The organism is Salinivibrio sp. ML323, assembly GCF_001995745.1.
In the GTDB taxonomy this organism is placed as follows: domain Bacteria; phylum Pseudomonadota; class Gammaproteobacteria; order Enterobacterales; family Vibrionaceae; genus Salinivibrio; species Salinivibrio kushneri.
Window position 1 is genome coordinate 1 of the sequence record NZ_MUES01000003.1, and the last position, 24,064, is coordinate 24,064.

Annotated in this window: 24 protein-coding genes; 18 read left to right on the forward strand and 6 right to left on the reverse strand. The window is 48.7% G+C overall.

Annotation, left to right across the window (positions count from 1 at the left end; translation table 11 throughout):
- Nucleotides 1-87: 87 nt before the first annotated feature.
- Nucleotides 88-918, reverse strand: coding sequence for a rhodanese-like domain-containing protein (locus tag BZG13_RS03025; RefSeq protein WP_077484917.1), 831 nt, complete (start codon nt 916-918; stop codon nt 88-90).
- Nucleotides 919-1,056: 138 nt separating this feature from the next.
- Here BZG13_RS03025 and BZG13_RS03030 point away from each other — a divergent pair, with 138 nt between their 5' ends.
- Nucleotides 1,057-2,040, forward strand: coding sequence for a lipid A deacylase LpxR family protein (locus tag BZG13_RS03030; RefSeq protein WP_077484919.1), 984 nt, complete (start codon nt 1,057-1,059; stop codon nt 2,038-2,040).
- A 23-nt stretch (nt 2,041-2,063) separates the two neighbouring features.
- Here the strand turns inward: BZG13_RS03030 and BZG13_RS03035 are convergent, their stop codons facing one another.
- Entirely contained in the window at nt 2,064-2,933 is an 870-nt protein-coding gene (locus BZG13_RS03035; RefSeq protein ID WP_235614313.1) for a DMT family transporter, read from the reverse strand.
- Between the two features lie 159 nt (nt 2,934-3,092).
- On the opposite strand from BZG13_RS03035, the gene BZG13_RS03040 reads away from it, so the two are divergent.
- From BZG13_RS03040 to BZG13_RS03060, 5 genes are all read left to right on the forward strand, one after another.
- A complete protein-coding gene (locus BZG13_RS03040) occupies nt 3,093-3,632 on the forward strand; it encodes an isochorismatase family protein (protein ID WP_077459272.1) in 540 nt (179 codons plus the stop codon).
- 166 nt (nt 3,633-3,798) lie between these two features.
- Nucleotides 3,799-4,794 carry an ABC transporter substrate-binding protein gene (locus BZG13_RS03045; RefSeq protein ID WP_069362855.1) on the forward strand — a complete coding sequence of 332 codons (996 nt, stop codon included), beginning with the start codon at nt 3,799-3,801 and terminating at the stop codon, nt 4,792-4,794.
- A 67-nt stretch (nt 4,795-4,861) separates the two neighbouring features.
- Nucleotides 4,862-5,758: an ABC transporter permease gene (locus tag BZG13_RS03050; RefSeq protein WP_069362854.1), complete on the forward strand. Its 897-nt coding sequence runs from the start codon at nt 4,862-4,864 to the stop codon at nt 5,756-5,758.
- Nucleotides 5,751-6,989 carry a quaternary amine ABC transporter ATP-binding protein gene (locus BZG13_RS03055; RefSeq protein WP_077484922.1) on the forward strand — a complete coding sequence of 413 codons (1,239 nt, stop codon included), beginning with the start codon at nt 5,751-5,753 and terminating at the stop codon, nt 6,987-6,989. Before BZG13_RS03050 ends, BZG13_RS03055 begins: the two co-directional genes overlap by 8 nt.
- Before the next feature lie 239 nt (nt 6,990-7,228).
- Complete coding sequence (locus BZG13_RS03060; RefSeq protein WP_077484925.1) at nt 7,229-8,827, forward strand: methyl-accepting chemotaxis protein; 1,599 nt, start codon at nt 7,229-7,231, stop codon at nt 8,825-8,827.
- A 66-nt stretch (nt 8,828-8,893) separates the two neighbouring features.
- On the opposite strand, the gene metC is transcribed toward BZG13_RS03060, so the two are convergent.
- Nucleotides 8,894-10,087 (reverse strand): cystathionine beta-lyase, encoded by a 1,194-nt coding sequence (gene metC / locus BZG13_RS03065; protein WP_077484928.1) that lies wholly within the window; start codon nt 10,085-10,087, stop codon nt 8,894-8,896.
- Nucleotides 10,088-10,346: 259 nt separating this feature from the next.
- Between metC and BZG13_RS15340 the strand changes: the two genes are divergently transcribed.
- Nucleotides 10,347-10,520 (forward strand): hypothetical protein, encoded by a 174-nt coding sequence (locus BZG13_RS15340; protein WP_198532068.1) that lies wholly within the window; start codon nt 10,347-10,349, stop codon nt 10,518-10,520.
- A 306-nt stretch (nt 10,521-10,826) separates the two neighbouring features.
- Here the strand turns inward: BZG13_RS15340 and BZG13_RS03070 are convergent, their stop codons facing one another.
- Together BZG13_RS03070 and BZG13_RS03075 are read right to left on the reverse strand one after the other, a co-directional pair.
- Nucleotides 10,827-11,297 carry an NfeD family protein gene (locus BZG13_RS03070; RefSeq protein ID WP_443216350.1) on the reverse strand — a complete coding sequence of 157 codons (471 nt, stop codon included), beginning with the start codon at nt 11,295-11,297 and terminating at the stop codon, nt 10,827-10,829.
- Between the two features lie 15 nt (nt 11,298-11,312).
- Nucleotides 11,313-12,263: a slipin family protein gene (locus tag BZG13_RS03075; RefSeq protein ID WP_046075979.1), complete on the reverse strand. Its 951-nt coding sequence runs from the start codon at nt 12,261-12,263 to the stop codon at nt 11,313-11,315.
- A gap of 581 nt (nt 12,264-12,844) precedes the next feature.
- On the opposite strand from BZG13_RS03075, the gene cspE reads away from it, so the two are divergent.
- The 8 genes from cspE (at nt 12,845) to BZG13_RS03115 (ending at nt 19,920) form a co-directional block, all read left to right on the forward strand.
- Nucleotides 12,845-13,051 (forward strand): transcription antiterminator/RNA stability regulator CspE, encoded by a 207-nt coding sequence (gene cspE / locus BZG13_RS03080; protein ID WP_025744354.1) that lies wholly within the window; start codon nt 12,845-12,847, stop codon nt 13,049-13,051.
- Between the two features lie 184 nt (nt 13,052-13,235).
- Nucleotides 13,236-14,234, forward strand: a complete 999-nt coding sequence (locus BZG13_RS03085) for a bacteriohemerythrin (protein ID WP_077484934.1) — start codon at nt 13,236-13,238, stop codon at nt 14,232-14,234.
- A 318-nt stretch (nt 14,235-14,552) separates the two neighbouring features.
- Nucleotides 14,553-15,110, forward strand: a complete 558-nt coding sequence (gene ectA / locus BZG13_RS03090) for a diaminobutyrate acetyltransferase (RefSeq protein ID WP_077459636.1) — start codon at nt 14,553-14,555, stop codon at nt 15,108-15,110.
- An 11-nt stretch (nt 15,111-15,121) separates the two neighbouring features.
- Nucleotides 15,122-16,399, forward strand: a complete 1,278-nt coding sequence (gene ectB, locus BZG13_RS03095; RefSeq protein ID WP_077484936.1) for a diaminobutyrate--2-oxoglutarate transaminase — start codon at nt 15,122-15,124, stop codon at nt 16,397-16,399.
- Between the two features lie 50 nt (nt 16,400-16,449).
- Nucleotides 16,450-16,839: an ectoine synthase gene (locus BZG13_RS03100; protein WP_046075984.1), complete on the forward strand. Its 390-nt coding sequence runs from the start codon at nt 16,450-16,452 to the stop codon at nt 16,837-16,839.
- Between the two features lie 77 nt (nt 16,840-16,916).
- Entirely contained in the window at nt 16,917-18,344 is a 1,428-nt protein-coding gene (locus tag BZG13_RS03105) for an aspartate kinase (protein WP_069362847.1), read from the forward strand.
- Nucleotides 18,345-18,526: 182 nt separating this feature from the next.
- Nucleotides 18,527-19,159, forward strand: coding sequence for a LysE family translocator (locus BZG13_RS03110; protein WP_077484939.1), 633 nt, complete (start codon nt 18,527-18,529; stop codon nt 19,157-19,159).
- A 158-nt stretch (nt 19,160-19,317) separates the two neighbouring features.
- Complete coding sequence (locus BZG13_RS03115; protein WP_077484942.1) at nt 19,318-19,920, forward strand: hypothetical protein; 603 nt, start codon at nt 19,318-19,320, stop codon at nt 19,918-19,920.
- Nucleotides 19,921-19,970: 50 nt separating this feature from the next.
- On the opposite strand, the gene BZG13_RS03120 is transcribed toward BZG13_RS03115, so the two are convergent.
- Complete coding sequence (locus BZG13_RS03120; protein ID WP_077484945.1) at nt 19,971-21,173, reverse strand: RNA-guided endonuclease InsQ/TnpB family protein; 1,203 nt, start codon at nt 21,171-21,173, stop codon at nt 19,971-19,973.
- 60 nt (nt 21,174-21,233) lie between these two features.
- Between BZG13_RS03120 and tnpA the strand changes: the two genes are divergently transcribed.
- The 3 genes from tnpA (at nt 21,234) to BZG13_RS03135 (ending at nt 23,955) form a co-directional block, all read left to right on the forward strand.
- Nucleotides 21,234-21,647 carry an IS200/IS605 family transposase gene (gene tnpA, locus BZG13_RS03125; protein WP_108743538.1) on the forward strand — a complete coding sequence of 138 codons (414 nt, stop codon included), beginning with the start codon at nt 21,234-21,236 and terminating at the stop codon, nt 21,645-21,647.
- 62 nt (nt 21,648-21,709) lie between these two features.
- Nucleotides 21,710-22,393 (forward strand): GGDEF domain-containing protein, encoded by a 684-nt coding sequence (locus BZG13_RS03130; RefSeq protein ID WP_077484949.1) that lies wholly within the window; start codon nt 21,710-21,712, stop codon nt 22,391-22,393.
- A gap of 32 nt (nt 22,394-22,425) precedes the next feature.
- A complete protein-coding gene (locus tag BZG13_RS03135) occupies nt 22,426-23,955 on the forward strand; it encodes a bifunctional GNAT family N-acetyltransferase/carbon-nitrogen hydrolase family protein (protein ID WP_077484951.1) in 1,530 nt (509 codons plus the stop codon).
- Nucleotides 23,956-24,064: the final 109 nt, after the last annotated feature.

A 24,064-nucleotide genomic window follows, 5' to 3' on the forward strand; every position in this document is an offset into this window, starting at 1 on the left:
GATATATCATTAGCACACTTGTCAGATAGTGACATAGATCACTCTCAAGTCAATCTTGTGACACACCTCCTTGTCGTTGCTTGCGGATTAACCTGCTTTGACAACGGGCCAGTGTGAGTGCCCGCCCCACTCGGTCCATGAGCCATCGTAAACCGCCACAGGGTAGGCGAAATAGTGCTCAGCGACAGCGGCCAAGATGCACGCGGTAACCCCCGAGCCACAGCTCGCCACGTTGACCCGCGTATCGCTTAAGTGAGGTAACAAGATCGTTCGTGCTTCACCCTCACTGATCACAAAGCCACGTGGGTCAGTCAAGTTGGCAAAAGGGAGGTTGGTTGCGCCTGGCATATGGCCGCTACGCACACCCTCTCTCGGTTCAGGGACGTCGCCATAAAAGCGCGTTTCAGGACGCACATCAATCACATTCATCACGGCGAGTTTGTCTGCCAAGGTGGCACCATCCATATAGCGGTAGGGTTTAAACTGCGTCTGATAGGTCGCTTCGACACGTGGCTGCGGCGGGGTGTTATCAATCAGCCCCTCTGAGGCCATCCATGCAGGTAGCCCACCATTCAGGATAAACACATCTTGATGACCCATCACCTTGCACATCCACCATGCCCGCGCGGCAGAAAACAATCCTTGGGTATCATACACCACCAAGGTATCTTGCGACGCAATGCCTAGTGCGCCCATCTGATGGGCAAAGCTGTCCTCATCAGGCAGCATATGGGGCAAGCTCGAGGCAGAATCCTTAATACGACCGTCGAAGTCGAAATACACGGCGCCCGGAATCCGCCGTTGTTGCCACTCTTGAAAGCCGTCTCTCGATACATCTGGCATAAACCAACTGGCATCGACAGGGATCACGGTATCAAGGCGTTGGGCCAGCCACTCGGCAGTTACAAACACTGACATGTTGACAGTTCCTTTTCATCGTTGATTGACGGCTTACCACCCTTTCACAAGATATTGACCTTTCTCATCTGGTGTCAGCCTGCGTTTTTACTCATACTGAGAGCCTCGCATTGAAGATGCAACTCAATGAGGATGTGAATGACACCGTCTCGCGTGATCAGTGGCACTATTTTACTGTTTCCCACTTTGCTACTTGCGCCAAGTGCAGCCTTGGCGGCTGGCTTTGGATTAACGATTGAAAACGACAGCCCATTGGGGGTCGACAACCAATACACCAGCGGCGTTTATGCCCACTGGCATGCGGATTGGTCTGATGATTTGCGCACCACATCGGTTAAGCCGATTCGTTGGTTTGCCGAGCAACTTCCGCTCAATGAAGCAGCAAGACAAGGCTGGAGTGTGGATATTGGGCAAATGATGTGGACGCCCAATGATATCGAATTGAAAAAACCTCAACCCGGGGAACGTCCTTATGCAGGGTTGATATTTATCGAACCCGGTCTCTACCAGCAGACGCCAGAACGGGTCGATAAGTGGTCACTAATGCTTGGTATGGTTGGCCCCGCCTCACAAACCGAAGAAGGACAGTCTTACGTTCATGACCTCATCGACTCGCCCGACCCAAAAGGCTGGGACTATCAAGTGGAAAATACCCCAGTGGCGCAGCTTGCCTATGAACGCCACCAGCTTTTACACCGTAGCGAGCATCAAGAATGGGGGGTGACAGGCCGAGCGGATATCGGCAACTTCCGTAGTGAGTTGTCAGCAGGCCTTAGCTACCGAGTGGGACTGGATCTTGCTAACACCTACGGTGGCATTAGCTTCGAGCCTGGCCGGCACCTCGATAGCCGCTTGTTTGAAGCCAGTGAAAAAGGCGCCTTCTTGTATACCGCTATCCAAGGACGCTATCGTGCCAATGACATCACCATCAATGGCGATAAACCGCCAGAAAATGCAGATATCGACATGACCCACTGGCAAGCCAGTGCCGCAGCGGGCGTGGCGTTTTATCAACCCCGCTGGGGCACGGATATCAGCGTCGTACTGCATACCAAGGATTATGAGCAAGCGATCGATAACACTTATAGTTACGTGTCCTGGACCGTGCACTATCGCTATTAGTAATAGTGCGATTCCCTCTCCCACTATCGTGAGGGAGCCGCCGCCGTTTTCGCACTGCGCGATAGCGTTAACTTATCGGAGAATTTCATCCACAATAGAGACGCGAGAATCATCACAATACCCAACCACTGAAGCGGTTGTAGCGTCTCGTCAATCCAGAGTACCCCTAGGGTCACGGCCGTGAGCGGATTAAGGAACATGATAATCGATTGGCGATTAGGCCCTAGCACGGTAATAGAGCGGATATAGGCCCAATAACCGACAGCCGTATTGAGCACAATCACCCATATTAAACCTGGCACCGCGTGCAGAGTTGGCGCTTGTGGTGGCCCCGCTAGGCTCCAGGCAAAGGGGATTAACATCGCACCACCCAATACCAACTGCCACGCGGTCAAACCAAAGATATCTTTGGCTTCCCATCGCTTCATCCACAATGTTGACTGTGCGACAAAGAAGGTTGCTAGTAGCATGGCGCCCGCCCCTACCCAGTCTATGTTTGTGGACGGGTTAAGCAACAATCCCACCCCGACAAGCCCAAGTAATGCCAAGCTAAGCAGCTTAGGCTCTGGCCGTTTTCCCTCCGTTAACCACTGCAAGAGCATCAAAACGAGCGGTAAGGTGGCCCCTAACGTGCCCGCTACTGCGCCCGGTAGTCGATATGCCGCGACAAATAACAGTAAAAAGAAAGCAGCAATATTGAAAAAGCTCACTGCGAGCATTCTCGGCAAACTCAAGGGTAAACCACGGCGACTGATCAACAGCATTAAGATCCCGGCAGGCAGCGCCCGCCAGACCGCCATCCAGTAAGGGGAAAGATCCCCCAAGTACAATGCAACTGCCGAATAAGTACTTCCCCAAAAAATGGGGGCGAGAATCGCAATAAAATAATGCATCACCTGTCTCCATTTATCTTTATATGAAGATAGATTAGCCGACAAATTGATCAGCATCAAGTATCTTTATAAAAAGATAAATGGTTGTGGGCGAAGAACGCCAGCGTAATCATGTAGAGCTGCTATGCTTATTTATCGGTAAAACAGGGGGATACTAGAATGATTAACACCGAAAATGCCGTCGTTTTGTTGATTGATATGCAAGGCAAATTGGCGCAAAAAGTAGTGGGAAGCGAGGAGTTACACCAAAACGTGGCTCAACTATTACGTGGGTGCCAACACTTCGATATACCTGTCGTTTGGGTAGAACAACTGCCTGAAAAGCTTGGCGCAACAACGTCAGCACTCGCCGACCTCATGCCAGACAACACACCGATAGCTAAGCATACATTTAGCGCTTTTGCCGAGCCGCAAGTTGAGCAGGTACTGAATTCACTTAACCGCAAACAAGTGATTTTATGTGGCATTGAGACACATGTTTGTGTGTATCAAACCGCCTGTGATCTACTTCGCCATCACTATCATGTGCACCTTGTCACCGATGCGACGTCATCCTGTCAGCCTGCTCACTACCAAAGTGGCATCACGATGATGCAACAGCATGGCGCCTGGGTCACCGTGGTCGAAGCCTTGTTGTTTGAATGGCAACAACACGCAGGGGGGCCAGACTTTAAAGCGTTTTTGTCACTCATCAAGTGATCACTCAGTAGATCTCTAATGATTTGTATCACGTAGTGGAGGGCGTTAGGCGCAAATATCGATTTAAGAAAACGAAAAATGAGACTTGTGCCGCATTATTATCCTAACAATTTAATTAGTGGTCTAATATTATTTGGAACGCATGTTTGAAAAGGAAAGGAAGCATATGTACAAACGATTACTCTCAGCCGCTATTCTCTCGCTCTCGGCATTACCGGCCAGCGCAGATGATCACGCCTGTGGCAAAGTCACCATCGCTGACATGAATTGGAACTCTGCCAGCCTGATTGCCAACATTGATCAGTTTATTTTAGAGCATGGCTACGGCTGCGATGCCGAGCTTGTGCCTGGTGATACCATGCCAACGGGCACCTCGATGATTGAAAAAGGTGAACCCGACATTGCGCCCGAGTTTTGGAGTAACTCGATGCGCGAAGGCCTACAACGCGGTATCGATGAAGGGCGAGTTCGCTACGCAGGTAGTGCATTTGTTGAAGGCGGCGAAGAAGGCTTTTGGATCCCGCGTTATATGGTCGAAAAGCATCCTGAACTGAAGACTATTTCAGGGATCAAAGCGAACGCTGATTTATTTCCCCACCCAGAAGATGCCTCAAAGTCTGCTTTTTATGGCTGCCCCGCGGGCTGGAGCTGCCAAATTACTTCAGAAAACCAATTTGAGGCTTTAGATCTGGCTGACAGCGGCTTTGAAATTGTCGATCCGGGCTCTGGTGCAGGCCTTGCCGGCTCAATCGCCAAAGCTTACGAACGCGAAGAAGCATGGTTCGGTTATTACTGGGCACCGACAGCGGTATTGGGTAAATATGATATGGTCAAGGTGGACTTTGAAACAGGCACAGACGTACAGCACTACAAAGACTGTATTACCGCCAATGATTGTATGGATCCGAAAGCGACCATGTATCCGGCGGCTGACGTTGACACCGTAGTAACAGAACGCTTTGCCACTCGCGCCCCCGAGGCGCTGACATATTTAAAACAACGTGGTTTCACCAATGACCAAATGAATGGTTTACTCGCCTGGATGGAGGACAATCAGGCCGATGGGGAATATGCGATGACCAACTTCCTCATTAACCATGAAGACATTTGGACACAATGGGTGCCCAGTGACGTCGCTGAAAAAGTAAAAGACGCTCTGTAACCTTGCAACAGTCAGCGTGGTACTGCCGCTGCGCTGACTCTCCTTTAGCAGTATAGGAACAATAACAATGGCTGATTCATGGCTAACGGAAGTGCCAGAAATGAGCAGGCGCGATCTGCTCGCTATTCGACAAACACTCGACGGCGCATATCGCAACTTCTCTCGCGAATATGGTGAAGGTATTGAAGCCTTCTTTGACCCCCTCCTCCACTTTCTTGTTTGGTTCGAAGACTTGCTCCTCGCCACACCTTGGTGGCTGGTAATTGCCGTACTGGCCGGTATCGCGTACCTCGCCAGTCGCTCTTGGAAGCTCCCAACAGCTGTGGTTGTTTCATTCACCCTGATTGCCTACTTAGGGATGTGGGAGGACACCATGAGCACCATGAGTATTATTTTGGTGTGTACACTGGTCGCGATTGGCGTGGGTGTGCCGATAGGCATTGCGATGTCCAAGTCCAATCGTACTCAGGCCATGGTCACGCCGTTACTGGATATTATGCAAACTATGCCCGCGTTTGTGTACTTAATCCCAGTGGTAATGCTATTAGGTATTGGCAAAATCCCCGGGGTTATCGCGGTGGTTATCTATGCCATCCCGCCAGTCATTCGTTTGACCAATCTGGGTATTCGGTTAGTCGACAAAGATGTGCTAGAAGCAGCAACCGCCTATGGCGCTAATGGTTTTCAACGTTTATTCCAGATCCAGCTCCCCTTGGCAATGCCAACCATCATGGCGGGCATTAACCAAACCATTATGATGGCCTTGGCGATGGTGGTCATTGCCTCGATGATTGGCGTTTCAGGCCTTGGACAACCTGTGCTTAAATCGATTACCAATCAATACTTTACCTTGGGCCTTCTCAACGGTCTCGCGATTGTGGTGATTGCGATTATTTTCGATCGTGTGTCTCAAAGCTACGCCAAACGTTCCCAGCAGCATCTCAAAGGAGGCGATCATGACTAAGCCAGTGCAGGACACCTTAATTGAGATCCAGGGCCTATATAAAGTGTTTGGCGACCACCCGCAAAAGGTCATGCCTGCGGTCAAAGCAGGAAAAAGTAAAGACGCCTTATTGCAAGAAACAGGGCACACCATTGGCCTCAGTGATATCAACCTATCTATTCGCCGCGGGGAGGTCTTTGTGATCATGGGCCTATCGGGCTCCGGCAAATCAACCTTGATTCGTCATTTCAATCGCTTGATAGATCCCACCGAAGGTGAAATCCGCGTGGAAGGCACCGATATCATGAAGCACTCGCAAAAAGAGTTGCAGGCGTTTCGACGCCATAAGATGTCCATGGTGTTTCAACGTTTTGGCCTACTCCCGCACCGCACAGTAAGAGAAAATGTTGGGTTTGGTTTGCGAATCCAAGGGGAAGGAAAAACGCAACGCGATCAAAAAGCGGATCAATGGTTGTCGACTGTGGGTCTTGACGGCTACGCCGATCAATATCCGGCACAATTATCTGGCGGGCAACAGCAACGTGTCGGCCTCGCGCGCGCCCTCTGCACCGATGCAGAAATTTTGCTGATGGATGAAGCATTTTCCGCGCTTGATCCGCTCATTCGCAGTGAGATGCAAGACCAGCTGATAGAACTGCAGGAAAAATTGCACAAGACCATTATTTTTATTACTCATGATCTTGATGAAGCCTTGCGGCTGGGCGACCGTATTGCCATTTTACGTGATGGTAAGCTCGTGCAAGTGGGTGAGCCGGTCGATATCTTGCTCCAACCGGCCGATGACTATGTCGAAGCCTTCGTAAAAGACGTTAACCGTGCTCGCGCATTAACGGTCGAAACCGTGATGCAGCCACAAATCTGCCGCATCAGTGCCAATACGATTGGCGATGCGATTCAGCAGATGCGTCAACAAAAAGCCAATTATGGCTATTACATCACAGAAGACGGCTATCAAGGCACATTAAGCCAAAAAACCCTCAGTGATAAAGATCCAAGCGGTGATATTGAGGCAAGCCTCCTTGAAGACGTACCGGCCATTGAGCAAGACTCGTTATTGGAAACCGTCATCCCAGATACATTGGAGTCCAAATGGCCGCTCCCCGTGTTTGATAATCAAGGCGAGCTTATAGGCCATCTATCCAGACAGACCGTCGCAAACATTCTCAGTGAAAGCGCTCAGAAAGGGTCTGCGTTATCTGAGGATCAAAACTCACCGAAAAAGGCCAGCTAGCAACCAATACACCATCATTCGCTGTGAAAGCGCCCCTCCAGTCGGGCGCTTTTTTCTTGTCGTTACGTCTGCTTTGTACTTTTTTAGCCCTCTTCTGGGGCTGCACCTGCGTCACGTTCAAATAAATGAACGGTGATCTCACTCCCAAATCACATTATTGAGACACCTGTCATTCTAATGAAACAGTGGCTCCTTAATCTGCGGCGCATCATTAGATTAGGCAGTTGACAGGAAGTACCATGAGCGTAAGACAGCGGTTATTGATCGCCTTCACCCTCTTTATCGCCTCGACCATCGGACTCGGTAGTCTCGCACTTTGGATATCGGCCCGCTCCGCGGATGCCTCAGCCGAATATGTAAATCATCAACTTCCCGAAGTATGGGCGCTTTTAGCTCTTGAGCGGGATCACCGCGATCTCGTCAATCTGTCGCAAAAAATCAAAGCACAAGTCTTGTTTTGGAACGAGATCACCCCTGAGTTTGAAAAACTTCAGCAGCGTTATCAACAGAGCTGGCAAGCGCTATCACAGTATCCGTCTTTGTCGGACTGGCGTGCCGAACAGCAAGAAGGTAAAAAGAAGTTTGACCAATACCTCACCAAGCTTGCTAAAACGGTCGACAGTAAAAGCTTTTACGATGCAGGGCGTCTTGTGGACTTTGATCTCTATCCTGCCGTTGACCCCATGTTAGCAGCCATCAACGAAAAGCTGACCGAGCGTCAAGATAACGCGAAAAACTCTGCCAGTGCGCTTATTACTTTTTTGCATCAGCAATCGAACATTGTCTATATCGGTTGTGGGATCACACTACTGCTGGCCTTGGGACTGATGACGTGGCTGCGAAAAACCGTGGTGGTGCGTCTGGATCATATTGCTACGTCCCTGACGGATATCGATAAGCGCTCCGATCTCTCCGTGCGTTTATTCGATAAGTATCAGGATGAAGTCAGTGCAGTCGCTCGCGCATCAAATAACTTGCTCGATAAGTTCAGTCACTTTGTTACCGATATACAATCGCGAACATCAGCGCTTGATCAACAGTCGGATACGTTAGACCAACAAAGTACCCAAGTGGCGACGATTAACCAGCAAACACGGCAAAACGTTAACGATGTCGCGCAATCGCTAACCGTTATGGAAAGCGCAACCACGGAAATTGCCAACGCCATTCATGATACCCGTGAATACATCGGCAAAGTCTCTCAAGACAACGATGAAATTCAAACACAAATGAGTGCGACAGAAGCCTCAATTGCCCATAGCGTCAAAGTGGTTGAAAACGTCTCGAGTACCATGGCAACGCTGAAACAAACCAGTCACCAAATCGCCGGCGTCATGGATGTGATTGAGGGCATTGCAGAACAAACCAACTTGCTCGCCCTCAATGCTGCGATTGAAGCCGCGCGCGCCGGCGAGCATGGGAGAGGCTTTGCCGTCGTCGCTGATGAAGTGAGAAGTTTGTCTCAACGCACAGCTCAATCAACTGGCGACATTCGAGGTTGGATCAATGATTTACTCGGCCAAGTCGATACCGCCAATACCCTGCTAACGGAAACACAGTCAGCCAGTGCTGACAATCAGCAAGCCAGTGTCCGACTGCAGAGCTACTTAGGCGAGATGCACACCACCTTCCAGGGGCTTGAACAGCTCAGTGCGGAAGTGGAAGCCGCTCTGGACTCTCAGCATAAAGAAATTGCTCACCTCACCCAGCAGCGTCGCGCGCTCAAACAAGGTAGCCAGTCACTCACCGATGCAATCGATACCACCAGTGATGTCAGTGGCCAGTTAAGCCATCAATCCAGCGCGTTGACACAATTAACTGACCAATTTCAAACCTAACGGCCTGGTTTGATAACCGCCTCGCAGGGTATAGAGGACGCCCCTTTTTCACAGGGGCGATTTGGCTCAGGCATTATTAATGCGTGCGAAACCGGCCGCCAGATCGGCAATCAGATCGTCAACGTCCTCTAAGCCGATATGTAGCCTGACAAGTGTGCCGGAAAAATCCACCTTACCCACAGGGCGGATGCGATTGAGTTGCTCTGGCTGATTGGTCAACAATAACGACTCAAAGCCGCCCCATGAATAAGCCATACTGAAATGCTGCAAATGATCACAAAAAGCGTCTAATTGCGCATCAGACAAACGCTGCGCAAACACAAACGAAAAGAGGCCATTGCTGCCTTTAAAATCTCGCGCGAAATAGCGGTGCCCGGGACAGTCGGCAAATGCAGGATGGAGCACGCTTGCCACTTCCGTTTGCTCATTCAACCAATTAGCCACCTGTAAGGCATTTTCCTGATGCTGGGCAAGTCGCACATCTAGCGTTCTTAATCCACGAGCGGCTTGGTAAGCAGTATCAGGGTCGACCGTTTGCCCCATTAAATAGGCACGCTCACGCAAGGTTGGCCAGCAGCGGGCATTGGCAACCGCAGTACCTAGCATATTATCCGAATGACCAATAATATACTTGGTCCCGGACTGAATCGAAATATCTACGCCTTGCACTAAAGGTTGATACAAGCGACCTGCTGCCCAAGTGTTATCCATCATGATGATCGCATCTGGCGCTCTTTCTCTTACCGCTTGAACGATTGCTGGCGTATCGTGCACTTCCATGGTGTAAGAGCCGGGTGATTCCAGAAACACAACCCGTGTATTTGGCGTGATACGTTGACCAATCTCCGCGCCCTCGAGAGGATCAAAATACTCAGTCTTCACCTGCATATCGGCGAGAATTTTCTGGCAAAAATCTTGGGTTGGCTCATACGCCGATCCTGAGACCAAAATATGGTCACCGGTTTTCACAAACGCAAGGATACTGTTTGCGATGGCCGCTGCACCACAGGGAAAGAGTGCACATCCCGCGCCTTGCTCAAGCTCGGTCATGGCATCTTGCAGCGCAAAATGGGTGGTGGTTCCTCGTCGACCATAGAACAAGGTTTGTTGGTGACGATTGACAATCGCGTGCTTCTTCTCAGCTAACGTATCGAAAACAATTGAAGAGGCACGTTGTACGACTGGGTTGACCCCTCCAAGGGTATAGGCTTTACGGCGTCCAGCATGTATTAGCTGTGTACGACTGTATTTCTTTTCCATCGTTCACTCATCCTAGGTTGACTGACTTATAGCCTACGGGTTCACACAAGGGCAGTAAAGACATTTAGATGGCTAAAAATAGATTTTATGACATCGATTTGGCTATATGTCATAGCGCTCAGCACTAACTCATTCAGCCTATTGATATTCGCGATCCATATTGATTACAGTACTAAGTAGATCACAGTTTCGCTATTCTCTCCTGGCACCACTATAAAAACGTATATACACTGTATATCTAAAAGATAGGCGCATTGGCATGGCAAAAAAAGAAAAAGCAAAGAAAGACAGCCAGTTACTAGTAAGAATCAATAGCGATCAACGCGATGCCTTCTTAGAGGCCTGCGACGAACTGGACACATCCGCAGCACGTGAAATACGCCGATTTATTAAACAGTTTTTAAAAGACCACGAAACGAATAAATCATCGTGATCATACTTGGGGTGGACATGCCGGCCCCGTCCACAGCATTGAAGCTGTACTGCAGTGGCAAACGCTTCGGCAAATCATCATTAAGGAGAGAAATCATGGCGAAAGCGTCGAAAAAAGATCTGAAAAAATCAATTAAGAAAACAAAAGCGAAAGTTGCGAAGCAGGAAAACAAGCTGAAGAAGCTTAAAAAGCAACTAAAAAAAGCCTAAATCACAGGCTGATACGCAATAAAAAGCTCGGCACTGTAACCGAGCTTTTTCATGTCATCAACAGCGATTGTTCGTGTTCGGACACTGAACGTGTCTCTCACTCCGGCAATGCAGGCTCCACCGTAAATCGTCCAACATCAACGCCCACCACTTTGACCTGATCGCCAGCCAGCAATGTGCAATCACTGGCGGCCGAACTTAGTTGTAGTTGCCAAGTGACACCTGAGTATTTTACCGTCGATGTTTGCTCTCGGCTCAACGGCTCACTGAGCGTCAAGGTCAATCCGATAAAATCACTATGGCGATTATCCGGGCGTCGTCCGCCCCGTTGTAACTGTTTAAGTGGCCGCCACAGCATGGCAGTTAGCAAGCCTGCAACTATCCCGGTGCTGCTAAATAACGCCGTCACCGTTTCTGGCACAACGCCGACCATCGCCAAGAGTCCCACTAAAATAGCAGCAACACCGGTTGCCAATAACACAATGGTCGATAAACCCAGTAGCCAGACTTCAACGGCTAACAGTAACAAGCCCACAATCACGGTTAATTCTGCAAGGTAGATACTCACACTAAACATCCTGTTTTACGCTTTGCTCTTATTGAGTGTATCAATAATTGTCATCGCTTCTGCAACCACATTCGCTGCGCCTGTCCCAGAGTCAGGCAGAAGTACCACTGAGGACTCTTTGGCAATCGCCTGTTTCGCCTTGATCGCTTTTTCTGCCAGCTCCAACTGGATGGCTTTTTGGCCTTCCTCTGTAATCGCTCGTGTCCCGACGATTTCAAGTGCTTCGGCTTGCGCTTCGGCAACCGCAATAATGGCTTGCGCTTCCCCTTCCGCTTGCAAGATTTGCTCTGACTTTTCCGCTTCCGCCGCTAAGACTCGGGCCTGCTTTTGACCTTCAGCAACGTTGATATCCGATTGACGCGCCCCTTCTGATTCAAGAATCACCGCACGCTTTTCTCGCTCAGCCTTCATTTGACGCTCCATGGCATCGAGAACAGAGCGAGGTGGATCGATATCCTTGATTTCGTAACGCAGCACCTGAACGCCCCATGGCTGAGCGGCCTCATTGATGGCAGAGACAATCGCGGTGTTTAGGCTTTCACGCTCTTCGAAGGTTTTGTCCAGCTCCATTTTACCCACCTCACTACGCATGGTGGTTTGCGCAAGCTGAGTCACTGAGTACACATAATCGTCGACGCCATAACACGCTTTATACGGATCCAATACCTTGATGTATAAGACACCGTCAACAACCAGCGAAATATTATCGCGCGTGATCGCGGATTGACTGGGTACATCATACGCTTGTTCTTTTAACGTCCTGGTATAACCAATACGATCGATAAATGGCACGATGAAATTGAGACCCGCTTCCATCGTCTTGTAATACTTACCAAACCGCTCGACGACATACGCCGTATTTTGTGGCACAAACTTAATCGCACCGCGTAGCACCACGATCACTAAGACCGCCAGCACGACCCAGACGCCTATAAAACTCGACGTTTCTAAAAAAATCGTATCCATGGAGAAACCCTATCACTGCGAGTCACAATTATGACTGGCATAAACAAACCCAAACGCGCGCACAAACGTGTCTGCGGCGTTACTCGTCGCCTCTCATGATACGTTATTGTCAGCATAAAAAGACATCATCCAATGAGTGATTTGACACTCCTCGCAATCTAGATCGCTTTTCTACGATGTACTATACGCCGATATATCACAGTTATCTGGCCTTGCTCTCATTTTCACAATACGCTCGCACAAAGTTGCCGCTTTCATCCGCAAAATAGATTTACCTCACATTCTTTTGGGTGTATTCTCGATACTGTTCAACCGTGTTGGTTGACGGACTGTTGGTCGTAGACATACCGAGTCGCAACCAATAGTAAACTGACGCGCAAATAACGCGTGGTCCTGTTGAGGCTGCCTAGCAGCTTCGATAATCGGAAATTTATGCAGCAATTGAATATAGATACATCGAAACACCCCACCGTTAGGCTGGAAAGTTAGTTGTCCTGAAGATATTCGCTACATTTGCCCATAGAGTCGATTAACGGCACTCGCGTCACTGCAACACCTAGTTAATATATTCAGGAGACACCATGTCCAAAGCTAATGGTTCCGTTAAGTGGTTTAACGAAGAGAAAGGTTTCGGTTTTATCCAGCAAGAGAACGGTCCAGACGTATTCGTTCACTTCCGTGCTATCGTTGGTGAAGGCTTCCGCACACTAGCAGAAGGCCAACAGGTTGAGTTCGATATCGAGCAAGGTCAGAAAGGCCCACAGGCTGCGAACGTCGTTCGCCTGTAAGCCAAACCAAATTTAAGAGAAAGGCGCCCAACTGGGCGCCTTTTTTGTCGCTATCATTTGTTGTTTGCTCTTACCCATCATTTTTAAGCAAAACCTCATCCAGGTCGCATTCCTTTCACACGCGCTATAGACGCTCTTACCACCATCTACTAGGCTGAAAACATAGACATTGTCAGGAGGACGTATGCTATCTCCGTGTTTAATTGTTGACGATCATGAAATGATTCGTGACACCATTGGAATGATGGCCCAAGCACTGGGTATTAAGTCGGTGATCACGGCAGAAGATGGCGCCGAAGCGATATCAAAGGCATACCATGAAGCTCCCAATCTGATCATTACCGACTTACAAATGGATCCCATTGACGGGTTGGAAATGTTACGACTGATGCGGAGCGGTCGCTATCATTTGCGTCATGATACACCCATCATCATTTTAACCGCTAACGCGTCTCAGGCAGTGATCAGCGAGTGCATTCGCTATGACGTCGATGCTTTTATGGTTAAGCCGGTGAAAAAACAAGATCTAGAAAACCGTGTCAAGCAGCTATCTAAGCAGACCAAAGCTAAAAAGCCCCCCACATTCTACTTTGAGATGTACCAGTCAGATCCTGCCAAATCAACGGAGTTTGAGCACAACGGCGCGATTGTTTTTACTGAGGAAGAGCAATACCAGATAGAGTGCATCACAGAGCCTGTCATTGATACACCATTGCCTCCTGAAGGCTCTTCAGAAAAAGAGCCACAAGTATCGGCCCCCATTAAACGAGAGCGTAAGTTTATACGTTGGCAAGAAAAGTATACAGTGGGCCATCAATCATTGGATGAGAGTAACAAGCAGCTGCTCTCTATCATCAACGATACGTATGAGGCCATTGCCTACCACCATGAGGACGAGACTAAGACGGATTTTGAGGCCCTCGCGCAACGCTTTCGTGACTACATTGACTCGCACTTTCAGCTCGAGGAAGATATTCTCGAAGCGCGCGCCTACCCCAAATACAAAGCGCATGCTGCGATTCACCAACGCCTCGCCCGGCAAGCGCAATATGTGCTGCTACAGTGCCAAGCCGACCCAGAGCTATACCGCTCAGAGTTTTTTAAGTTTCTACGTTATTGGTGGATTCACCATGTGGTGCGTGAAGATACCCAATATCGTGATTTCTTACTACAGGGCCCCTAGCACACTAAGTCGCTAGCCCACCTCGGTGCCCACAGTGCTCTTTGCCTGTTGGCACCGAGACATACATCCAAGCTATCTGTTCCTAACCTATCGCCCCTATTCCGCCACATATATGGGATGTGGGAACCTGCCCACACCTTTAGGCCAGTAAATGTTACTTCTCAAAACACTTACTTTCACAAAAAATTTAACAATAAATAAATTCATATATTTCATCAATTTAATTACAGATGATAAACCCAACACTAAAATCTGGGGTTGATAAACCAAATTCATCGCCTATTATATAAAACGAATTCGTTAGAGCACAAAACAATTATGTGGCGATCAAAAACGACAGACACGGCAGTACTGGAATCTGAAGTACGTGACCGTAAACAGACCCAGACCAACACGCAGTTTGTGTTTCGTAAGCCAGCTATCAAGGATGGCGGCAATATCTATCGATTAATCACACAGTGCCCACCGTTGGATGTGAATTCCGCTTATTGCAACTTCTTACAGGCGACGCACTTTAAAGAGACCTGTGTCGTTGCAGAGCGTGAGGGTGATGTACAAGGCTTTATCTCGGGCTACATTCGCCCTGAGCAGCCAGACACCTTTTTTGTCTGGCAGGTTGCCGTGTCACCCAAAGCACGTGGAGAAGGGCTTGCCCTGTCGATGATCGAAGCGCTGATGGCACGCAAAGTCTCAAGCAATATTCGCTTCATCGAAACCACGATCACAGAAGACAACGCCGGATCTTGGGCGCTGTTTAAAAAGGTAGACCGCCTCTACGGTACAGGTGGTCAGCGCTCTGTGTTCCTTGACGAACAAGAGCACTTCAACGGTGAACATGACACCGAATACCTTTTCCGAATTCCACTCAAAAAATAACAGGATGAGTTATGGATATCTTTAAATCGCAGGAGTCAAATGTTCAATGTTACGCCAACAACTTCCCGGTGGTGTTTGAAAGCGCTAAGGGTTGCTGGATCACAGGCGTCGACGGCAAGCGCTACCTCGATTTTCTCGCTGGCGCCGGCTCACTCAACTATGGGCATAACAACCCAACGTTGAAAAAAGCTCTGATCGAGTACATCGAGAAAGATGGCATTACACACGGCCTGGATATGTACACAGGTGCAAAAGCACGCTTTCTCGAAGTATTTAAAGAACACATCTTGGCACCGCGTGATTTGGACTATAAGTTCCAATTTACTGGCCCAACAGGCACTAACGCTGTTGAAGCGGCAATGAAGCTTGCTCGTAAAGTGACAGGCCGTGCAAATATTGTATCTTTCACCAACGGCTTCCACGGCTGTACATATGGTGCATTGGCAGTGACGGGTAATCATCATCACCGTGGTGGTGGCGGCATCCCTGTCAATAACGCGGTGACACGTCTTCCGTACGATGGCTATGCAGACATTGATGGTTTAACGCTGTTTGAAACCATGCTTAATGACGCATCAAGTGGCCTAACAGGCGGTGATAAACCTGCTGCAGTGCTGCTTGAAGTCGTCCAAGGCGAAGGTGGCCTAAACGCAGCCTCTAATGAGTGGTTGCAGCGCCTGCAAGATATTTGTAAGGCACACGACATCTTGATGATTGTCGATGACATCCAGGCTGGTTGTGGCCGTACGGGTACGTTCTTCAGCTTTGAGCCATCAGGCATTAAGCCCGATATTGTGACCCTGTCCAAATCAATTGGTGGTTATGGTCTACCAATGGCCGTGGTGCTACTAAAACCTGAGCTGGATCAATGGGCACCGGGTGAACACAACGGTACATTCCGTGGTAACAACCACGCGTTTGTAACTGCAGCGGAAGCGATTGACACATACTGGCGTGATGATCAGTTCCAAACGCATATTCAAGCGCGTGCGGATCAGCTAAACAAGGTCTTGCAAGAGATGTTGCACGAGCATAGTGATCTGTTTGACACCATCAAAGGACGTGGCTTGATGCAGGGTATCGCTTGTCAAAACGGTGACATTTCTGACGACATCACTAGCCTATGTTTCGACAATGGCATGATTATCGAGACCGCGGGCCCAGATGATGAAGTGATCAAATTCTTCTCGCCACTGACAGTCAGTGAAGCAGAGATGGAAAAAGGCTTGCAGATCTTCGTTAAATCGGTCGAGCAGTACAAGAAAGAGAAGCTTAAAAAAGCATCGTAATCGCTAAGATAATAAGCCTTGTTTAACGAAGAGACGTTGAAGGAATAAACATGATTGTCCGCACATTAGAAGAGTGCCAGAAAACCGAGCGCCGCGTGGTGGCAGAAAACTGGGAAAGCGTACGCATGTTGCTACGCGATGATAATATGGGATTTTCTTTCCATATTACCACCATCTATGCCAATACTGACACGCACATTCACTACCAGAACCACTTAGAGTCTGTGTATTGCATGTCGGGTGAAGGTGAAATTGAAACCACGGATGACGGTAAGGTTTATCCTATTAAACCTGGCACACTGTATATCCTAGACAAACATGACGAGCACCAGCTTCGCGCGAACAAAGGTGTTGATATGGTCATGGCCTGTGTGTTCAACCCACCGATTACTGGGCAGGAAACACACGATGAAAACGGTGTTTATCCATTAGTCGATTAACCGTCACGGGGCAGCCGGATGCTGCCCCTGTAAACCCAATCGACTCCCTAATTCATAAAAGCCCACAAGGAGCTCACATGAATCATACCGTTGAAAAGATCGGCGGTACGTCGATGTCAGCCTACGACGCTGTCATGGATAATATCTTTTTGTACCCGTCAAACCCGTACAACCGCATTTTTGTTGTTTCTGCTTACGCTGGCATCACGGATGCATTGCTAGAATGTAAGCGTTCGGGCAAGCCCGGCATTTATCGCCTTCTCGCCGCCAATAATCCAAAGTGGCGTGATGCGATGGACGAGCTAGAGCAACGTATGCTGCTTATTAATAGCAATATGTTCCCCGATCCTGTATACCGTGAACGTGCTGACAACTTTATCCGTCAACGCATGGAAAAAGCACATAGCTGTATCGAAGGTATACTCGAAACCTGTAACTATGGGCAGTTTTCTCTGGAAAGCTATCTCCCACAAGTTCGCGAGTTTCTCTCCTCTATCGGTGAGGCACACAGTGCGCACAACTCAACGCTACTGCTTGAGAGTGTGGGGATAAACTCACGATTTGTTGACCTCTCTGGCTGGGATAATCCCGATGAAGGCAAAGGCGACCTCAATACGGTGATCGCCAATGCCATGGAAGACATTGATTTCAGTACTGAGCTGCCCATCGTTACCGGCTACGTCTATTGTGATGAAGGTCTGATGAAGACCTATGACCGCGGTTACAGTGAAATGACATTCAGCCGTATTGCGGTGTTGACCAAAGCAAGCAGCGCGGTAATCCACAAAGAATATCACCTAAGCAGTGCCGACCCTCGCATTGTGGGTCCAGAACGTGTCCAGCCTATGGGTCTCAGTAACTACGATGTGGCTGACCAGCTGGCCAACTTAGGGATGGAAGCCATCCACCCTAATGCAGCCTCGGGGATGCGCGCCGTGGGTATCGAATTGGTCGTGAAAAACACCTTCGAGCCTGAACATGCGGGCACGGTGATCTCACACAAATATCGTCCAAAAGACAAAGAGATCGAGATCATTGCGGGTCGAGATAAGGTGCTAGCTCTCCATATCTTTGACCAATCAATGGTTGGGCATGTTGATCAGGTCAGCTATGACGTGATGGAAATCATTCGCGAAGAGAACGTGCAGCTCATCAGTAAAGAGATGAATGCCAACTCAATTACCTACTACTTAGACGGCAAAACAGCCAGTCAAGACAAGGTGATTAGTCGTGTTGAGAAACTCTACCCGAAAGCGAAGATTACGGGTGAAATGGTCGCACTGATTTCTGTCATTGGTAGCCGCATCGACTCAAACCAAACCATGAGCAAGGGTATGCTGGCGTTGCTTGACGCGGAGATAAACCCTAAAGCGGCGCACTCATCAATGCGCGATGTGGATGTGCAATATGTAGTACTCGATAAATTCTACCATGCGTCAATTTGTGCACTACATGCTTGTTTTATTGAAGAGCCTACGCCTAAGCCAACCATTCGGGCCGCTTAGTACTCTCGGTGCACATGACAAGCAAGAAACCCTACCCCCTTACCTAAGGGGGTTTTTAGTTTTATAGGCTACCCTAGAACCTCTACTTACGATTAAAAACCAACCTAATCGCCTATCCGTGTTGATAAAGTCTATTTAAAAGGTAAAATTCCGCACTTTATCTGGAAAGCTGTAGTGCCTTTATGATCGATCCCAATATGCTCCCCGTTTACTTAACCGCCGTTGTCGCGCTTCTGCTGGTGCCCGGACCGGATATGTTGCTAATCGTGAGCGCCAGTCTTAGCTATGGCAGACGGGTTGGTATGGCCGCAAGCTTGGGTAATGCAACATCAGGATTGATCCTGACCGGGTTAGCCGCAACCGGCGTATCAGCCATGATTGCGATGTCGCCAACGGCCCTCACCATTCTGCAGTACGTAGGAGCCGCGTATTTGCTAAAAATGAGTATAGATATGTGGCGTGCCTCTCCAACAGACAGCGCCGAGCTCGCGCATCATCAAGGCATGGGCAAATATCTCTATAAACGCGCGGTGATGACCAACCTATTGAACCCAAAGGCACTACTGTTTTTTGTGTTGTTTTTACCGCAGTTTATTTCGCAGCAAATTCAAGCCTCGTCCAGCACGCAACTGCTAACGCTTGGGCTGCTCCTCAACATATTAGGGCTCGTTTTTAATCTGCTTTTAGTGGCGATAGTCGGCAAGCTTGGCAATGCAATGCTCACCAATACCCGAGTCCAAATGTATCAGCATAAAATAATGGCGCTCGTTTTTGCGGCGCTCGCTGCCTGGCTTTTTGCTCAACAATCCTTGTAATCCATCCGACGACCTGGGTGAAAAGCCAACGAACCAGACGCTGAGTGATAAAAATTCAGGCAGTTGTCTGATATATTATGCCCCTGTCAGTCGTATAACTGACATTGGCTCGTTGAAGGCGTTTTACGCCTTCACCTTTATCGGATGGATTCGGTCACGTGTTTAATCTTCACCTTCCAACACTTACCCTGGCTTACATCAGTGTGTTCTGGCTACTCACCATTGGCGTGTTGTTGATTGGGTGGCAATTTAATCAATACAAAGACATCAAGCTGTGGGGGCTGGCTTGTCTGCTGATCTCGACGGGCACGTCGGTGTATAACATTGGCAATGTCACTGAAACGTCGGGGCTCGTTTGGATAGGCACCACAGCCGCGATTTGCTCGCATATTCTGGTGTGGTTAGGAACGAAATCCTTCGTGGGCAAACCCTTGTCATGGCGGACGGCTTCGCTGGCCGCACTCTTAGGTGTAGGGGTTTATACACTCATTCTTGCCAATCATATTCCGCTTGCTCTCCGTATTACTTGGTATTGTGCGTTCTACGTGGCAATGCACCTTGCGGTTTTAATCCTCATTGTAGAGAGCCCAGAGAGAAAGCGGATAGGCTTTAAACTCTATGCGTCCGTGCTCCTCCTCTTACTGATACTTTATGGGCTTCGCGCCTACTTCGCCTTTGACACTCCGATGAAGAACACCGGCCTATCTCAACGTTATATCGCCGTGTATTACTTGATCTTATTGACATCCTCCCCCGCCTAGCTTCGCTATTTCGGCGGGGATTCCCATTACTGGGTGCACACTAAATTGCTTTAGTGGCTAGTTCCTGCTGCTGGCGGCATTGTTGCACCACTCACTTCACAGGCTAACAAGCGGTGTCCCCGCTCTAATATATTTAATGCACCAACAATATCTGCGTTGTTAGTGTAACCACACTCAACACACTCAAAGTGCGCTTGAGTTTGACGGTTATCTTTCGACACATGACCACAGCAAGGGCAGGTTTGGCTTGTGTATTGCGCTGGGACAGCTATGACGATGCCGCCATTCCATAACTGCTTATACTCAAGTTGTCTTCTGAACTCATACCAACCTTGATCGAGAATTGATTTGTTCAGCCCTGATTTGGCCTTGACGCGCTTGCCGTGTTCTTCTGCATTGCCTTTAGCTGATTTAGACATATTGGATACCCGTAAGTCCTCAATCGCTATCATTGCGTGATTCTTGCTGATTTGAGATGAAGCTTTGTGTAGGTAGTCCTTGCGGCAATTCGCAATGAGAGTATGTAGCTTTTGAACTTTGGCTTTTTGCTTTTGCCAGTTGGCAGAGAACTTAACTTTTCTAGATAGCTTGCGCTGCTCCGTAGCAAGACGCTTCTCATGTTTGCGAAAAGCGTTAAGCGGCTTTAGGAACGAACCGTCAGATAGCGCAACAAACTTTGATATGCCAACATCAACACCCACGGCAGATGTGGAAATATGCTTTGGCTCAGCTACTTCTTGCTCAACCTGAAAGGATATATACCAGTGCCCCGACTTAAAGCTCACAGTGCAGTTTTTAATTGTTCCTTGCACTTCTTGAGACTTACGGAACTTCACCCAACCCAGCTTACTAGGCAACTTCACACGATTACCTTCAAGCAGGCAATACTTGTTGAAGTTGACGAATCGGATCGAGTCTTGGTTCTTGCCTTTCTTCTTAAACCGAGGTTTTTCAGCCGCCAGAGATTTATCAAAGCAACGCATCCACGCACCATGTAAGTCTTTTAGCTTTTGCTGCAAGTTGTCGGTGTAGGCTTCCTTGAGCCACACTAGGTCTTCTTGCTTTTTCCACTGAGTCACTAGCTTATTAAGCTCAAAGGCGCTTGGGATCTTTTCGCCAGCATCCAGCTTGTCTAGGCAGTGACGCAAGCCTTGATTCCACACAAACCGAGCGTGACCGCAAAGCACAGCAAGCCTAGCTACCTGATCGGCAGTAGGCTCTAATCTGAATTTGTAGGCTTTGCGTATCAACATGACAAATCGGTGTGTTTACGTATAATGCTTATATAATATGATGTTAAACAAGAGAGTTCAATATCAGTGTGCAATGTAAATAAAGGGCGTCACAGTTGCTATTCAATGCACTTGCATATCGTGTTTATCACCAAATATAGGCGCAAGGTCTTTGGTGAATTACACCTGCAACGTTTAGAAGCTACATTTAAAGAGTTGTGCTTGGCGTTTGATGCAGAGTTGAAGGAGTTCAACGGTGAGTCAGACCACGTTCACCTGTTAATTTCGACATCACCGAAGACACCAAGTGTCGCAAAGTTAGTTAATTCACTCAAAGCAACTAGCTCTCGTAGGATACGCAGAGAGTTTAATGATGTGGCTGACGCATTTAGTAAAAACGTTCTTTGGAGTCGTAGCTATTTCGCAGGAACGTGCGGAGGTGCGCCATTAACGGCGATCAAGCAATACATCGAAGAGCAGGATAGGCCGCATTGAGATGCTGCGCATCTTTGGCTATTCCCCTCCCTGCAGCTTCGCAGGGAGTACCCTAGCCATTTATGATGGCCGAATTCGTCAAGTTTATGACCTTCATTTACCTTTGTTTTGAGCGACTAGAGCACACGCTTTGTCAGCTTGCGCTCCGTGATACCTTGACGCAGCTTCCGAATCGACGCGCCTTTGTGACGCAATCCGCACAGCGTCTTCTTTCTAATCAACCAAATGCCCTTATCCTGGCTGATTTGGATAACTTCAAAAGTATTAATGACGTCTATGGGCATCTTGCTGGCGACCAAGTATTGGTCGCTTTCAGTCAGCACTTAGAGAGGATCACCCAACAAGAAGGCGCGTTTTGCGCCCGAACGGGAGGTGAAGAATTTATTTTGCTACTCAGTGGTCAGTCTGTGCGTCGCGTACAAGACATTGCGCTACAACTGAAACGCCAAATCGAGGCATGCCAGGTGACGACCGAATACGGCCATCACATCCAGTTTACGGTGAGTATCGGCGTCGGCATCAAGCGTCAGAAGCAATATGTCGCCATGAATCAGTTATTTGAGTGCGCGGATACCGCCTTATACGAAGCAAAAGCCCGTGGGCGAAACCGCATTGAATTCGCATTAACTGAACATGGTGATGCGCCGTCCAGCATATCACCAACATCCAATCAATCGCCCATCAGCCAGGAAACTGATAGCCCTTCTCTACCTAAACGTTATCTCGAGCGTCAATCTTTGTCATAATGGACGTTCAGCCCGTACTAGGAGAACGTGTAATGGATGAGAACACCGCCACGCTACTGAATCTGCGTGTCATTGAAGTCAGCGACTATCAGCCCTTAGCAGAGTTGATGGATCTCGTCTTCCCGGATGTCGGCGGTGCTTGGCCTAAGAGCACGATCATGCAACTGGTCACCGCTTTCCCGGATGGCCAGATATGCATTGAAGATAATGGAAAAATCGTCGCCGCCGCGTTAACGCTTAAAGTATCCTACAACCGCTTTTCGCTGCCGCATACCTATGCCGACATTATCACGGATGATGGGGTGGTGTTCCACGACGCAAAAGGGGATGCATTGTATGGTCTCGACGTGTTTGTACACCCTGATTATCGTGGCCATCGTCTTGGCCGCCGACTTTACGAAGCGAGAAAGGATCTGTGTCAGGCGCTTAACTTAAAAGCGATCCTTGCTGGCGGTCGTATACCGGGTTATCACAAACACAATGGTGTTTCAGTGACGGATTATATTAATAAAGTCAGAAGAAAAGAGGTTCACGATCCGATCCTTTCGTTTCAGCTGTCTAATGACTTTGATGTTAAGCGTTTGATGAATCGCTATTTACCCGAAGACGATAAGTCTGCAGGTTATGCCACACTGTTGGAGTGGGATAACTTCTTCTATGAAGAAGATGCATCCTCTGTGCATGATATTGAAAAAACCATCGTCCGCCTCGGGGTCGTGCAATGGCAGATGCGTCATGTGCTCTCAGTGGATGATCTTTTGAATCAGGCCGAATTCTTCGTCTCATCCTTAGCCAACTATCAGTCAGATTTCGCGCTATTTCCCGAGTTCTTCTGCGCGCCATTAATGGGGCTTGCACCCGATAAGCGCTCCGTCGAGGCGATCCGCTTTCTCAGTGAATTTACCCAAGCAATTAAGCAACGTTTTTCGCAATTGGCCGTCACCTACAACATCAATATTATCGCTGGCAGTATGCCCGTGTTGGAAAATGGCAAACTGTATAATGTCTCCTACTTGATGCATCGCGACGGTAGCATTGATGAGCAATACAAAATCCATATTACGCCGCACGAACAACGTGACTGGGTCATCGATGGCGGGGATACGGTCAAAGTCATTGAAACCGATGCGGGCCGAGTGGGTATTCTCACCTGCTATGACGCCGAGTTTCCTGAGTTAGGGCGTATTCTTGCCGAGCAAGGTGTACAGATCCTATTCGTGCCCTTTTGGACCGATACCAAAAACGGTTATTTGCGCGTGCGCCTTTGTGCCCAAGCGCGAGCGATTGAAAACGAGTGCTATGTCGCGATTGGCGGTAGCGTGGGCAACCTTCCTCGGGTAGATAATGTCGACATCCAGTACGCTGAGTCTGCAGTATTTTCACCCTCGGATGTCTATTTCCCGCACGATGCAACACTTGCGGAGGCGAATGCTAATACCGAGATGATGATTTTCGCTGACGTCGATTTGGACAAGCTCAAAATGCTGCATGAACGAGGCTCGGTGACGAACTTGAAACACCGTAGGCCCAAGCTCTATGCTAGCCATTTAAGCCAAGAGTAGCCTTAATCCAGCCTCGCCGAGTGCGGGGCTTTAATTTGTAAACAGGAGACAAAAAAGACTAGATTCCCATACACATTTACCAAAAGCTTCTATCCTTACTCAACAAGCT